Annotated in this window: 1 protein-coding gene; it reads left to right on the top strand. The window is 73.9% G+C overall.

What is annotated here, in order from left to right; all coding sequences use genetic code 11:
* On the top strand, positions 1-16,365 hold the full coding sequence (locus tag HUT16_RS28685) for a toxin glutamine deamidase domain-containing protein (protein ID WP_176190941.1): 16,365 nt from the start codon (positions 1-3) through the stop codon (positions 16,363-16,365).
* Positions 16,366-16,383 lie beyond the last annotated feature (18 nt).

Consider the following 16,383-nt stretch of genomic DNA (forward strand, 5'->3'; position numbering starts at 1 on the left):
ATGGCCGTCGAACTCCCGGAGCCGCTCCAGTGGGTCCTGCTGCTGCTGGCCGGCACCCGCTGGCCCGAAGCCGACGAGGACCAGCTCCGCCACATGGCCGAGCACTGCCGCACGGCGGCCGAGAACCTCAAGGACGCCGCGCAGAGCGCCGATTCGACGCTCAAGCGCGCCCTGGACGGTCAACAGGGCGTCGCCGCCGAGGCGTTGGCCGACTACTGGGAGAAGAAGTACACGGTCGGTGAAGGCTCCGACAAGCCCGGTGCGCTGCCCGGCGCCGTCGACTCGCTCAACGGCATGGGCGACATGCTGGAGCAGATGGCCAACTCCGCGGAGACCGCGAAGATCCAGATCATCGCCCAACTCGGCATCCTCGCCTTCGAGTTGGCCACCGCCGAGGCCGAGGCCCCGTTCACCGCGGGCGCCTCGCTGCTCCAGGTGCCGGTGATGATCGGGGCCAGCCGGGTGGTCGTCCAGCAGATCCTGAAGCAACTGCTCAAGGAGACCCTGGAGATGGCGGTCAAGCAGGCCGCCCAGATGGCCGCCATCAACGTCCTCGCCCAGGGCATCGAGCTGGCGGAGGGCCACCGCAAGAGCATCGACATGGGCGAGGTCGGCCACAACGCGCTCGGCGGCGCGGTCGGCGGCGCCTCGGCCCACCTGATCGGCAAGGGCATCGGCGCGGGCGGCAAGAAGATCGGCGCGGAGAGCGCGCTCAACTCGACCGCCGGCAAGGTCGCCACGGGTGCGGCCGTCGGCGTCGGCGCGGACGTCTCCACCCAGCTGATCACCACCGGCAAGGTCGACAGTGAGTCCCTGCTCGGCTCCGGCCTGTCCGGCGGTGCGGGCGCGGGCCTGCACGCGGGCGCCTCCGCGATCAAGAGCCACGGGAACGCCCCCAAGCCGGTCGACACCCCCAAGCTCGACCTCCCCGACACGGCCGGCCACGACGGCCCGCCCACGTTCACCAAGCCCGCCTCTTCCTCCTCCGGCGACAGCGCCTACCGCGGGCCGTCCGGGACGGATTCCGGTGACGGCGGGCACGGCGGCGGGAGCGGAAGCGGAAGCGGAAGCGGGAGCGGGGGCGGCAGCCGGGCGACGGAGACCGCCGGGGCCGGGTCCGGCCTGGGTGCGACCGCAGGCTCGACGCTGGGCGCGGGCTCGTCCGTCGGGCACTCCGCCACGACGGGCGCGGGCGAGTCGAAGGTGAACGGCCTGGTGCCGTTCGGCTCCGACCGCAGCGCCGGGACCACAGCCGGTGCCACGACCGGGGCGACCACGCACGAGACGGCCGCCCCGGCCACCCACGAGCCGACGCAGACGCAGACCCCGCGGACCGTCGCGCCGCACACCGACACGCGGACGTCCACCCCGAGCACCCAGACCGAACCGACGATGGTGCGCTCGGAGCACCCGACGACCGCCCAGCCGCACGAGACGGCGGCACCGCGCGTGGAGCCGGTGGCCCAGACGCACGAGACGCCTGCGCCTCGGGTGGAGCCGGTGGCGGTGCAGCCGCACGAGACGCCCGCGCCGCGTCAGGAGCCTGCGGCCCAGGTGCACGAGACGCCCGCGCCTCGGGTGGAGCCGGTGGCCCAGGTGCACGAGACGCCCGCGCCGCGTCAGGAGCCGGTGGCCGTGCAGCCGCACGAGAGTCCTGCGCCGCACCAGGAACCGGCCGTGCAGCCGCACGAGTCGGCCGTGCCGCGCCAGGAGCCCCCGGCCCAGGTGCACGAGAGTCCTGCGCCGCACCAGGAACCGGCCGTGCAGCCGCACGAGACCCCCACGCCGCACCAGCAGCCCGCAGCGCAGGTGCACGAGATGCCCGCACCGCACGAGACCTCCGCGCTGCACGAGACCCCTGCGCCGCGTCAGGAGCCCCCGGCCCAGGTGCACGAGACCCCTGCGCCGCGTCAGGAGCCCCCGGCCCAGGTGCACGAGACCCCTGCGCCGCGTCAGGAGCCGGTGGCCGTGCAGCCGCACGAGACGCCCGCGCCGCACCAGGAACCGACCGTGCAGCCGCACGAGTCGGCCGTGCCGAATCAGCAACCCCCGGCCCAGTCGCACGAGTCGGCCGCGCCGCCCGCCGGGCACGTCGCCGCGCAGTCGCACGAGACCCCCACCCCGCACGAGACCCCCGCCCCGCACGAGACCCCCGCGCCGCGTCAGGAGTCCGTGCCGCAGTCGCACGAGACCCCGGTGCCGCACCAGGAGACTCCTGCGTCCACGAACGAGAACGCCGCGCCGAGGGCGACCGAGCAGCCTGCCGCTGCCACGCCGACGCAGCAGTCCGGGGTGCCGAACCTGTCGGGTGTGCTGGGCGGTGCCGCGCACCTGGCCGGTGGCGGTGGTACCCATCTGGACGGTGGTGGCACCCGGGCGGCGTCCGCTCCGGCTGCGGCGCGTCCGGCCGGGCCCGAGCAGGTGCCCGGGCAGGTGTTGCCGGACACGGTGCCGGACGCCACGCCGTCGTCGAGCACCACGCCGAACCCGATGGCGGGCGGGGGGTACCTGCCCGGTGCGATGGCCGGTGGCGCGGGCGGTGCCGGACACGGCGGGACCGGTGCGTCCGGCCGCCCGGCGGGGTTCGGGGCCGTTCCGCAGCAGGGCGGTCGCCGGGAGGGCCCGGTGACCGGTCCGGTCCGCACCGAGCCCGGCGGGAGCACCATCCGTCCCGGCGAGGGTCGCGGGGCCGCTCCCGAGTCCGCGCCGCGCCGTTCGGACGACGCCCCGGGCCACCCCGGTCGCCCCGAGTCGTCGCAGGTCCGTGACGAGCACGAGGACGGCACCGGCCGGCCGTCGCACCACGAGGACGCCGTGCCGCGCGAGGACGCCGTGCCGCACGAGGACGTCGTCCCGCACGTCGAGCCGGAGCCGTTGCCGCCGGTGGGCACGCCGGAGCACGGGATCATGCACGACCCGGCGAGGTTCCTCCAGGACAACCTGCTCTCGGTGGACTTCTCCGAAGGCGTGAAGCAGCGGATGCCCGGGTTGCGGCCCGGGCAGGACATCGCGTTTCTCAACGCGATGAAGAGCAGCGACAAGCACTGGTTCACGATGGAGCCGGACCCGGCCGTCGGCCACGGCGGCAAGCCCTCCTACCACCTGGTGCCCGCGTGGGAGAAGTACGCGGCGCACTTCGCCGAGCACCCCGAGAGCTTCCCCGGACTCGAACGCTTCCCCGAGCCGCTCGGGTCCCGGCTGCCGCCGCTGAAGGACGACAGCCACTACGTGAAGGGCGCGTACGTGCCCTACGAGGCCAGCGAGCGTCCCAGTGCCGACGACAGCACCATCGGCCACGCCGAGGTCCCGCTGCGCCCGCACCCGGACCTCCCGCGCGAGGGGCTGGTGTTCACCGACGCGATGAACGGCTGCGCGTTCGTGGCCACCGTCAAACCCGGTGAGGACACGTTCACGGCCTGGCACTACCAGTCGTACTCCGCCCCGGAGAACCTCCAGGCCGGCGCCGACTTCCGGCTGGGGAAGACGGTCACCCAGTGGGCCGGACTGCACGACTACGCGGCGCCGCTGCCGCCCGGCCACGCGCCGGCGGCGACCAACATGCTGCGCCACAACGGGCAGGGCTGGGAGCTGGTCAGCCAGGAGACGCACACGAACATCCTCGATCCGCACAGTCCGCCGAGGGTCTCCAAGCAGTCCACCGTCCCGTTCGAGGTCACCGCGCAGACGCCGGAGAACCTCGTCAAGATGACGGTCGACCCGTACCACGTCAGGGCGAAGCAGCAGTTGGGGCAGTTCCAGGACGCGGCGCACGGCCTCACCAAGGGGCTGGACCCGCGGGACCCCTCCGTCCAGACGCTGAAGAGGTTCGTCAACGAGATGAGCGGGCGGCTCGAAGCCCAGGAGCGCCTCGTCGCCGAGCTCCAGCGGCCCGGCAAGACCCTGGGGGACGTCGAGGCCGCCGCGGCCGAGCTGCGGAGGGTGAACGAGGAGAACCAGCAGTTCCTGGACTCCAGCGAGACCCACATCCGGAAGCTGGCCGAGCAGGCGCTGACGGCCTATCCGAACCGGACTCCCGAGACCCTGATCTCGGAGTTCCGGAAGTCGGGCTGGATCGACGTGATGCAGCACGAGAGCACCACCCGGCAGGCCCAGGAGGCCCAGCAGCAGCCCGCTCCCGCCGCCGAGAGCAGCCAACACGGCACCGGGGCGCGGGACTTCGGCTCGCTCCCGTCGCGCCCGGCACCCGCGGCGCACTCGGAAGCCCCGGTGCGCTCGGAGCCCCCGGCGGCCACCGCGCACGGCACCGGTGCGCCCGAACACCAGCAGCCCCGTCCGACGGAGGCCACCGCACCGCCCCGGGACGCCCAGAACGTCCGGGACGCCCAGAACGTCCGGGACCCGCAGGACACCCGGAGCGCCCAGGAAGCCCAGAGCGCCCGGGCCGTTCCGCAGCCGCGCCACGCGGACGGCGACACCGCGTCGCAGCCCGCCCCGGCGGGCAGCCGCAAGCGCGGCCGGGACGAGGACGAGGCCGACCAGCCCGTCCCGTCGGACAGCCGCAAGCGCGGGCGGGACGAGGAGGACGACGACCGGCCCGGCTCCGAGCGCGAGCCGAAGCGGCGCCGGACGCCCTCGTACGAGAACAGCGACGCGGTGATGCAGGACCGCGGCTTCCGGGCCGTCGGCGCCCACGACCCGCTGACGCAGGACCTGGTGAGCCACCTCGGCGGCGAGGCGAAGGCGCACCCGCCGGTGAGCCCCGAGCTGCTCGGGAAGGTGAACCCGCACGCCGCGCCGGTCCACCCGCGCGAGGGCTTCCGGGTCGGCGACGACCTGAACGCCTGCATGGAGAACGTGGAGGCCTACCGGGATACCCACTTCGGCCGTCCCCGGGTCGCCGGTCAGACGCTGCACGGGGACGTGGAGCAGCACCCGGGCAGCACGCTGTGGAAGCGGCACGACGGTCCGGCGCTGTTCGGCGAGGGCGCCACCGCGATCCCGAAGCTGATGGAGACGGTGCGGGCCGGCGGGCCGGGCAGCTTCGCCACCGTGCTCGGCGCGGGCAAGGAGGGCACCGGCCACGTGGTCGCGCTGGTCCACGACCAGGACGGGCAGCTGCGCTGGGCCGACCTGTCGGACCGCACGACCGCCCCCGCGACCGGCGGGCTGCCGGAGAACTTCCGCTCCGACTGGACGGTGTGGGCCTCGGTCGCCGACCCGCACGAGAACAACATCTCGGGCCCGCACGACCCGGAGTTCATGGACACCTACTCCGGCTTCACCCGGCCCGGCGACGAGGGCTTCGGCACGGCCTCCTCGTCCGCGCACCCGCCGCAGGGCGACGGTCAGAGCGGCAGCCGTTCGGACCAGGCGGACGAGGACGAGGACGCGTCCTCGTTCAAGGTCGACGGCCGCAGGACGTTCGACACCATCGACGACTTCCTCGGCGGGTCGCAGGAGTTCCGGGAGCAGCGGGAAGCGCTGGAGAAGTACAAGCGGGGCGAGATGTCGTCCAGCGACACCAACGCGATGCGGGACCAGTACCGGGAGGAGAAGTTCCGGCACGTGGACCTGCTCTCCCGCCAGGCGGACAAGCTGCCCGAGATGCTCGACAAGCTGAACCTGTTGGAGCAGGACGGCGACCGCGAACTGGCCGACCCCACGACGACGCCCAAGCGGGCGATGGAACTCCAGGAACAGAAAGCGCAGTTGGAGACCGCCCGGAAGCGCATCGAGGAACAGCGCCACCGGATGGCGATCTTCGAGCACGAGTGGGCCAACCAGCTGCCGCAGAAGCAGAAACCGAAGGCCGGCGAACTGGCCGCCCTCGCCAGGGCGCGGCAGGACGCCGAGAGGGCGATCCTGCCGGATCGCATCAAGTGGATCGAGGCCGAGAAGGAGCGCAACGGGAAGCTGCTCGAACAGGCCGAGCAGAACCAGAAGGACTCGGTGGACGGGTCCTCCAGCGTCCACGAGAAGCGGGTCGCCGACCTGAAGCAGCGCCAGGACGACCTGGAGAAGGCGGAGACGGAGGCGAGGGCGGCGGAGCAGGCGGCGAAGAAGGCCACCCCGGCGACCACCCCGGCGCGGCCCGGCTCGGTGTTCAAGAACGGCGTGCCCGCTCCGTCCGCCGCGAAGTGGAAGAACTTCGAGGACAGCTACCACGCGGCGTTCGGCTACTCCGACCACGGCCTGGCGACGCAGCAGCCGCACGCCGAGAAGGTCGTCCAGCGGATGGACGGCAGCAAGATCCAGCTGGCCGAGGCGATGGTCAACCGCAACCACGTGATCGCCGACTACATGGTGCACAAGTACGTGACGGCGGCCGTGTTCAAGACCCGTTCGCTGGACCCGGCGGACCGCCCGGCCGCCGCGCACGCGTTCGGAGACTTCGTCGAGGCGATGGCGCCCGACCCGCACCGGGTGTACGACCAGTTCGGCCGGGCGGCCGACAAGCGGCTGGCCGCCAACGGCCAGGAGGAAGCGGCGCTGGTCAAGCGCGACCTGCGGGCCATCACCGACGGCAACCCCGACCTGGTGGGCGTGTACGGCAACCACCGGCTGCCGTCCGCGTTCGACACCAGCGGCATCGACGGCCCCCGCGCCGCGGCCGACGTCCGGGCGAACCTCGAACGCGAACTCGGCCGCAACGGCCTCGACCTGCCCGTCCGCCAGCAGCTCAACGACCTGGCGCGGGTGGTCGACCAGCTGCACCCCGACCGTCCGCTCTCCGACCGGCAGCTCGACGAGGTGCGCGCCGCGGTCGAGCAGGTGCGCCGGAAGGTCGGGGAACAGGCACTGGAGGACCTGGCCCTGGTCAACGGCATCACCGGCCCGCACGTGCTGAGCGAGACGGTCGACGCCCTGCACGCGGCCAAGAAGGACGGCGGCCCGCACACCCAAGCCGCCCGCAAGCGACTGGCCGACCGCCTGGACGACCTGGCGGCCCGCTACGAAGCGGCCGGACAGGACCCGGCCAAGCCGCGCGCGCTCGCCGACGACCTGAAGTTCCGACCGGACCGGGCCACCGGGGACGAGCTGGGCCGCCGCGCCGACGAACTGCTGAGCGAGCGCAAGGACCTGCGGAAGGGGGAGATCGCCCAGCGGCTCCGCGAGTTGCCCAAGCCGAGCAAGCAGGGCGCCCGGGACACCAAGACCGCGCAGGACGAACTGGCCAAATCGCAGCGCGAGGAGACCGAGAGCAGCAAGAAGCTGGCCACGGCGGAGCAGGAGCTCGCCGCGGCGGAGGCCGCGCGGGAGAAGGCCGGGAAGGCCGCGGACGCCGACAAGAACGACAAGGCTGCCGCCAAGCAACTCGCAGCCGCCGAGAAGGAGTTGAAGGAAGCCGAGGAGAAGGCGCGGAAGGCCGAGAAGGCCCTGGATGCCGCCAGGCGGAACCTGGACACCGCCACCGCGGTGGAGGCCCGGGTGAATCAGCTGGAGCAGGAGGCCCTGACCGGCCCCGACAAGAGCACGGCCGGACGGGTCGCCTGGGCGGTGACCGACCTGGAGATGGTCGGCCGGCAGCGCGGCGGCGCGTTCGCACGGGCCGGGGAGGGCGAGAACCACCCCGCCAGCATCTTCGAGCAGGCGCTGACCGCCCACCCCGACGAACTGCCCCCGCTGATCGTCAAGATGACCTCCGCACTGTCCAACAGCGCGTCCAACCTGCGGTTCGGCGACGAGCGGGCCAACAAGTGGATCCAGAACTTCCTGGACCCGCACGTCATCCGCGACCCCGACCTGCTGACCGCCGTCGCCCACGACCAGCTCCCGCCCGAGGTGCTGTACGCGCCGCACACCGCCGACCTGCTCCAGGCGGTGCGCAGCCTGGAGGCGAACGGCCTGGTGCCGCCGGAGCTGCGCGACCTCATGGCCCCCAAGACCCAGGAGGACGTGGAGGCCAAGCGGCAGGAGGCCGAGGAGAAGAACGCTGACCTCCAGCAGAAGCTGGACCTCGGCGAGAAGGTCGCGAAGTCGAACCTCAAGGACCACGGCGCGAGCGTGAACATCGTCGCCAGCGACCTCGGCACCACGACGCCCGGCACCGGGCGGCTGCCGGTCTCCTCGTCCGGCGACCCCTCGGCTCGGGCCGACACCACCCCGCTGTCCGACGACCGGCTCAGCCGTCTCGGCACGGAGGGCCTGTACCGGCCCGACCGGGCGGTACCGCAGCCCGCGTCCGACCAGGACGTGGTGATGGCCGACGCCGACCCGCACCAGGACGTGGTGATGGCCGATGCCGACCCGCAGGGCACGGGGCAGCACACCGGCGCCGTCCCGCCCGCCACGGCAGCTCCGGCCGCCACGGCCGCTCCGGGCGGCCCCGGGGCGGCCAACCGCAAGCGGCGTCGGGAGGAGGACAGCGACAGCGACTCCCAGACCGGCTCCGGGCGCGCCACCCTGCGCCGACGGATGGCCGACCTGACCCTGGCCGACCAGGCCCCGCCGCCCGGGCCCACCGGCCCCACCGGCCCCACCGGCGGCGGCCGCGGCGGCTTCGGCAGCGTCCCCACGGTCCCGCGGCCGCCCGTCGGCACCGGGTCCGGCCCCGAGTCCGGCGCCGAGTCCGGTCCCGTGTCGAACGGGCCGGAGGCGACCCGGTCGGTCGAGCAGCACGGTCCCGAGCCGATGGAGCTGGACACCCCGCCGCACAGTCCCACCGCCGAGCCGATGGAGCTGGACACTCCGCCGGTCGAGCAGCACCCCGTCGACCGGGACGGCGACACGGCGATGCAGGAGCCGACGAACCGGCCTGCGGTGGACCAGCCTGCGGCGGACCAGCCGCAGGGGACCACCGAGCACGGCCGCAAGCGCGGCCGCGAGGAGGACGACGAGGCGCCCGTCGAGGAGCCGGACGCCAAGCGGCGGCGGACCCCCGAGTACGAGAACAGCCAGGCGGTGATGGCGGACCGGGGCTACGAACGGATCGGCCCGCAGCACCCGTTGACCGGCGAACTCGTCAACTACCTCGGCGGCGCACCCAAGTTGCACCCGCCGATGAGCAACTCGCTCCTACAGAAGGTCAATCCGCACCAGGAACCGAACGCTCCCGCGGCGGACTTCCGGTCCGGCAACGACCTGAACGCCTGCCTGGAGAACGTCGAGGCCTACCGGGACACCCACTTCGGACGCCCCCGGGTCTCCGGTCGGACCGAGCACGGAACCGTCGAACCGATCCCCGGCAACACGCTCTGGAAGCGGCACGACGGCCCCGCCCTGTTCGGCCAAGGCCCGGACGCGGTGCAGAAGTTGATGGACCGAGTGCAGGCCGGCGGGCCCGGGACCTTCGCCACCGTGCTCGGCATCGGAGCGCCCGGCAGCGGGCACGGCCACGCGGTCGCCCTGGTCCACGACCGGGACGGCACGCTGCGCTGGGCCGACCTGACCGACCGCAAGGTGACCACCGCCAACGGGGCGATGCCCGACAACTACCGTTCCGACTGGACGGTCTGGGCCTCGGTCGCCGACCCGCACGAGAACAACATCTCCGGGCCGCACGACCCGCAGTTCATGGAGCGGTTCAGCACCTTCGGCGAGTCCGAGCACCCGTCGGACCCGATGGACGTCGACACCTTCGGCACCTCGCACCGCGCCGACCGGGACGCGGACACGGACTCGGACACGGACTCGGACACGTCCTCGATCCGGTCCGAGGACGAGTCGTCCACCGTGTGGCACGACGCGGTCGAGCGGATGTCGGTGTCCGACCGGTCCGAGGACGGGTCGTCCACCGTCTGGCACGACGCCGTCGAGCAACTGCCGGTGGCCGAGCCGCACCCGACCACGACCACGACCGCGCCCGAGTCGCACCCGATCACCCCCGCGCCCGAGTCGCACCCGATCACCCCCGCGCCCGAGCCGCACACCACCCCCGAGCCGCACACCACCCCCGCGCTCGCGGAACCCGTGGTGGAGTTCCCGCCGGTCGGGGCGCGGGTCCCGGTGCGGGGCGACGGCCTCTGCCTGGTCCACTCGCTCGAAGCCAGCGCGCCCGGGCTGGCCGCGCGCCACCCGGAGGGCCTGCAGAACGCCGTCGAGCAGCACTTCGCCCACCTGCGTCCGGAGGACTGGCCCACCGAGGTCGTCGCCAACTACCGCAACCACCTGCTCAGCCGGTCGAACCTGGGGGAGAGCGAGCTCCTGGAGTTCCTCCCGCCCGAGAACCGGCCCGGGTTCGCCGGGCTGCCCGACGACCAGCTGCGGGCGATCATCTCCGACCACCTCGCCGTCAACTCGCCGGACCCGTCGCCCCGCGAGCGGCAGGTCCTGCTCGGCACCGTCCGGGACTGGGCGGGCCGGTGGGGGTCGGACGCGGGCGAGATGCTGCCGGCGGCAGCCGCCCACGCGCTGGACCTGCGCCTGCGGGTGGTCGACCACGACGGCGTCACCCGGGCGGTCTTCGGGCCTCCCGGCGGGACGCCGGTGACGGTCTACCACCGGGGGAACCACTACGACGGCAGCGAGCCGCCGCCGGTCGCCCCGGCGACCGTCCACACCCCGCCCGCCCCGGCGCCGGAGGTGAAGGCCCCGCAGCCGGAGCCCGAGCAGCAGCAGCCGCTCAAGGCGCCCGGGGGCGACGAGCAGCAGCAGCCCCCGTCCAAGGCCCCCGAGGCCGAGCCGAAGCCGGCGGACCAGGAGAAGGAGACCGCCGCCGAGCCGCAGCCGGAATCGAAGCCGAAGCCGAAGCCGCAACCGGAGCCGAAGCCGCAACCGGAGCCGAAGCCGCAACCGCAGCCGGAGTCGAAGCCCAAGCCGATCGCGGGCACCGACCTGGTGGTCGGGCTGACCGAGCACGAGACGGCCGTCCGGCAGAAGGTCATCGACGTGCTGGCCCGGGCCGTGCCGGGTGACCGGGCGGCGGCCCGGGCGTTCGCGGACGCCAACTTCGGTCCGGCGACGCTGCGTCCGATGCTCAGCGCGCTCTCGCGGGGCGAGACGTGGACGGCCCCGTTCGAGGGCAACGGCTGGAGCGGCAGCGTCAAACTGCGCGGCCGGGTCACCGAGTCGACGGCGCTGGGCCAGAAGAAGATCGAGTTCGAGGACGGCGCCGACCGCACCGTGGCGATCGGCACCGGCCGGGACACCGCGTGGCAGTTCAACGTCGGCGCCCGGGCCAGGCAGGCGCGCGGCGTCGGGGAGCCGCAGGAGCTCGTCGCCTACTACCACGACCGCGGCCAGGCCGAGGTCGCCATGGACCTCGGCGGCACGGTGGCGCGGTCGAAGACCAACGAGGAAGCCGACCTGTTCCGGACGACGATGCGCCTGGAACTCGACTTCGACGACCTGAGCCACCGCGGCACCCCGGTGCGCAACGAGTCCGGCGGGCGCACCGAGACGGTGGACCTCGGCCTGACCGTCGCCGTCCCGCAGCGCCCGGAGATCACGGCCAGCAGCGAGCAGCGGGTTCCCCCGCAGCGGCTGCGGGACGGCCGGGTCGGCGGTCAGGAGGTGGTGCTCGACCTCTCGCCGCGCGGCGGGTCGCCCGACCGTCCGCCGGTGGAGGCGCTGCTCGGGAAGGCCGGGACGGCGGCCGCGGCGGAGTTCGGCGACCACTGGCCCGCGCTGCGGGACAAGGTGCTCGCCGAGGTCGACCTCGCCCGGCTCCAGCGCGACCTGAAGAGCATGACGGCGGGCGAGCCGGTCTCGGTCACGCTGACCGACCGGCGCGGCAACCCGGCCGGCACGGTCGAGATCACCGCGCGGGTCGGGGAGTTGAAGCAGGTCGGCACCACCAAGGAGTCCGAGTTCAACATCGGCACCAGCGTGCAGCAGGTGCGCAGCAAGGCCGCGAACACCGGCCACGCGGGCCAGCTCGGGTTCTCGTCCGTGGTCAAGCCGGGGGCCGGCCTGATCACCCCGCCGGGCGTCGCCGGGCGGCTGGGGCGCGACCGGATCACGATCACCGGTGAGGCCCGCACCTCCCAGCTGACCAGCAAGTCGAAGGTGCCGGGCGTCGTCTACGACGGCACCGTCCACTTCGACCTGTCGTTCAACGGCAAGGCGGTGGCGAGCGACGCGGGCGCGGCGTCCGTCCGGCTGCTGGTCGACCGCGCGGACACCGCGGCGGAGCCGGCGAAGGCCGACCCGAAGACCGCGACCGCGCCCGAGGGCACCGCGCCGAAGACGGAGGGCACCGCGCCGAAGACGGAGGGCACCACCCCGAAGACGGAGGGCACCACCCCGAAGACGGAGGGCACCGCGCCGAAGGCGGAGGGTTCCACCGAGCCGCAGTTGCACGAGGTCGTCAGCCCGCCCGACAGCGTCTGGCGCGGCGGCGACGACACCGGCGGGCTGGGCGAGACCGTCGTCGTCCGCGACCTGGAGAGCACGAAGGAGCTGCGCGCCGCCCTGGACACCGCCGGGCGGGCGAAGTTCGGCAAGGAGTGGGACACCGTCCGCGAGCAGGTGATGCGCGGGTTCAGCCAGCCGAACCTGTCCGCCCGGCTGACCGGGATGACCCGCGGCGAGCCCCTGGAGATCAAGGTTCCGGGCAAGGAGCCGCTGGTCGTCACCGCCGTCGCCAGGGTCGAGACGATGACCTACCGCCGGGAGGACGGCAAGGCCGAACTCAACGTGGTGAACGAGACCGGTTCGTTCAGCGTGGATCGTCGGCTGGGGGCGCGCACGACCATCGAGCAGGGACAGGCCGGCGGCGCGCCGGTCAAGGGCGCGCCGGGCCTGGACCTGACCGCCACCGCGGCCGCCGAACAGCGCCGCCGCTCCGGCGGGCAGGGCCGGCAGGCCGACCGGGTGTACGCCAGCGGCAAGTACGCTGCGCCGCAGGTCATCTACGGCACCGAGCTGGTGGTGGACGTCCACGTCGGCCGGCCCGGCGAGGCGGTCGGCGGTCGGGCCGACGTGTCGGTGCCGGTCCGCGCCGAGGTGGGCATGGACGCCCGGGACACCGTCAAGGTCCGGGCGCCCCGCACCGGGGACGGCGTGGTCGACTTCAAGCGGCCCGCCCCGAAGCCGGACCCGGCGGCCGCCACGGACGGCAGCACGCCGAAGCCGGACGCGGTCACCACGGACGGCAGCACGCCGAAGCCGAAGCCGAAGCCGGACCCGGCCACCGGCACCACCGCGCCCGAGCCGGACACCCGCCCCAAGGCGCCGAGCCGGATGCGCGAGCAGAAGGAGCTGAACGCGTCCTACGTGGTGCACACCCTGAACGGTGCCGACAAGGTGCGTTCGGAGGTGGAGGCCGCGGTGCGCTCGAAGCACGGCGAGCCGTCCGAGGAGGTGAAGCAGCGGATCAACGCGAGCTTCGACCGGGTCGCGCTCAAGACCCAGCTCTCCCGACTCACCCGCGGCGGGAAGATCACCGAGACGGTCTCCGGCAAGACCTGGTCGGCCGAGATCACCGTCCGGGCCCGGCTGGGGGACTCCACCTACCACTCCGGCACGGACAAGTACGAGTTCGAGTCCGGCACCCGGGCGTCCAGCGGCCAGGGCAACCTGCACGACGGCCGCGACCGGGTGGCCGGCGGCGGTCGGGCCAACATCAGGGCGCCGTTCGTCAGCATCCCGGGGGGTTACGCGTACCGGGTGGAGCGCAGCTACGGCCGGGCGACCGAGACGGTGGGGTCGGCCTCGAACCGCGGCAAGCACGTCGAGAAGGCGGCGTTCTTCGACGTCGACACGGCCTACGACGTCGAGGTGAAGTTCACCCAGCTGGGCGTCCCGCACGGGACGGTCACCCGGCAGGTGGACACGGTGGCGCGGGTCGCCGTCCCGGAGCGGGACACCGAGCCGGCGGGGGGCCCGGTCCAGCGGGTCACGACGAAGCAGCCGAAGGGCTTCGTGGAGCACCGGCGCCTGGACTCGTCGGCGATCGTCACCGACGTCCACGCCCTGCCCGACCCGGCGCCGACCGCCCCGGCGACCGCCCCGGCGAGTTCGGCCAACGGCACGACCAACGGCACGACCAGCGGGTCCGCCGGGACGAAGCCGGGGCCCAACCGGCCGCTCGGCGAGTCGATCCTGTCCCAGGTCGAGTCGGGCTGGAAGCCCGGCGGCCTGCGCCTGCCGGGCAGCGGGCGGAAGGCGCGGCCGGGGCTGGAGAGCAACCCGTTCGGCAGCGACTGGGCGGGCATCCGCCGCAAGCTGGACGCGGAACTCACCCCGGACAGGCTCCAGTCCCGGCTCAAGGGCATGACGGCCGGCGACGAGATCGTGGTGCGGCACGGGCGGACCACCGTCCGGATCGGCGCGGTCCTCCGCGACGAGCTGGTGCACCTGGGCGACTCGGGCACCACCGAGTTCAACGCCGGTACCGACGTGCAGCGGACCTTCGCCGGCACCGAGGGCACCGGCACCAGCCACCAGGGCGTGTTCGGCGCGGTGGCCTCCGTCCCGGTGCCGCACGCGCCCGCCGTCTCGGTGACGGGCGGGCTGACCGGCACCGGAGGCCGGGGCCACCAGCAGGTGGACGTCCGGACCCGGAGCACCGCGGCCGGTGCCGCCACCAAGACCAAGACGGACGGCAGCGCCTACCGGGGCGAGGCGGAGCTCCAGTTCACCATCACCCGCAAGCCGGTGGTGGGCACCCAGGTCCACCAGCGGCGCACCGCGGTGATCGGCTACGAGACCATCGTCGAGACCGGCGAGACCGTGCCGGTCACGCCGAAGCCCGCCGCCGGGGACACCGGCACGGCCACCACCGGCACGGTCAACGGGGCCACCACCGGCACGGCCACCACCGGCACGGTCAACGGGGCCACCACCGGCGACGGGCAGCCGCAGACCGTCTCGCTCCGGCCGCCCGCGGCGGAGACCGTGCAGGTCCCGCCGGAGCGGATCTGGCAGACCGGCCTGCGCGACACCGACGTCCTGCGCTGGCTCGGCGACGTCGGCGGCGTCCAGGACCTGGTGCGGCTGCGCGGCCCGCAGTACTTCGGCGCGTCGACCTGGCAGAAGATGGAACCCCAGGTCGGGCAGATCACCACGCACAGCCACCTCTCGGCGCTGTTCGGCAGCGCGAGCCAGGGCGCCGAGGTGGCGGCGACCGTCCCGACCAACAAGGTCACGTTCAGCGGCGGGAAGGGCGTGGAGGTGGGGGTGAAGGTCGTCTCGCTGGAGAACCGGTCGAGCGGGAAGGCCGACGTGGCCCCGGCCAACACGCTCTCCTCCGGCGGCGTGCGCAACGACTACGCGGCGAACAACGCGGGCGTCCTGGGCGAGGTCGGTGCCAGGATCACCGGCGATCCGACCTCCAACAGCCCGGCGCTCGTCGGCGGGGCGGCCCGGTTCCGGCGGGACGGCGGCGCGCACGGCGACTCGGGCCAGGTGATCTCCAACGCCAAGTACTCCGACGACATGGCGCGGTACACCGGCTACGCCGAGGTCGACGTGACGTTCTTCGACGGGGACGGGAAGCGGGTCACCGAGAAGGGCGTCGTCCCCTTCACCGTCGACATCCCCAAGGCGGAGACCACCGCCAAGGAGGTGCCGGGCGACCACCACCTGGCGTTCACCCCGGAGCACCGGGGCGGCGAAGCGCGCCTGAGCGAAGGGGCGTGGCGGCTCTCCGAGGTCGAGCGGGCCCTGACGCCGGACGCCGCCGACCCGTCGGCCGGTGGAACCCCGTCCGTCCCCGCCCGCACGCCCGCCCGGTACGAGCACCTGATGGGCACCGCACGGCTCGGACGGGCCTTCGCCGACCGGGAGTTCACCGCGGGCACCGACACCGGCGCCGCCCGGATCAGGGCGGCCCACCGGCTGGTCGAACTCGCCGGCGGCACCACGACCGGCACCTCCGCCCTGCTCGGGGACCTGCTCGGCACCCCCGAGGGGACGGCGCTCAAGGCCGAGGAGGTGCGGAAGGTGGTCGACTACGCGGCGCGGAAGGGCGCCGAGGGGCCGATCACGCTGGACGACCTGGTCGCCGGGGCGCAGGACGGCTGGCCCGAGCGCGAGCCGTACGAGATCCACCGCGGCACCTGGACGGACGGCGGCCCGGCCAGCGAACTGGTCACCGCCGCCATGGCGGAGGTCGCGGACGCCGCCGGCCCGCTGCTGGGGGGCGGGGCGTCCGCGACCGGGCAGCTCCACCTCACCGTGGCCGGCGAGGGCCCCGAACTGCCGCTGCGCCGGGTCTTCGACCTGAACGGCGGCCCGGTGGCGGAACAGATCCGGACGATCGAGGGGGAGACCTACCTCAAGCCGGGCAACCGGCCGAACGAGGTCACCGTCCGGCTAGCCACCCGGCCCGGCACGGGGCAGGACTGGGACTACCGGATCACCGCCCGGTCCGACCGCAGCCGAGAGCTGACGGTCCGTCAACTCGCGCCGGGGGAGGGGAAGTCGCGCGACCAGAAGGTCCAGGCCGAGGTCGACGCCCGCACCGCCGGGCTGGCCCGGTTCGTCGCCGACCGCACGGGGGCGCCGGAGGGGGATGCCTGAGCCGCCCGGCCTTACCGG

Source organism: Kitasatospora sp. NA04385 (genome assembly GCF_013364235.1).
Lineage (GTDB): Bacteria > Actinomycetota > Actinomycetes > Streptomycetales > Streptomycetaceae > Kitasatospora.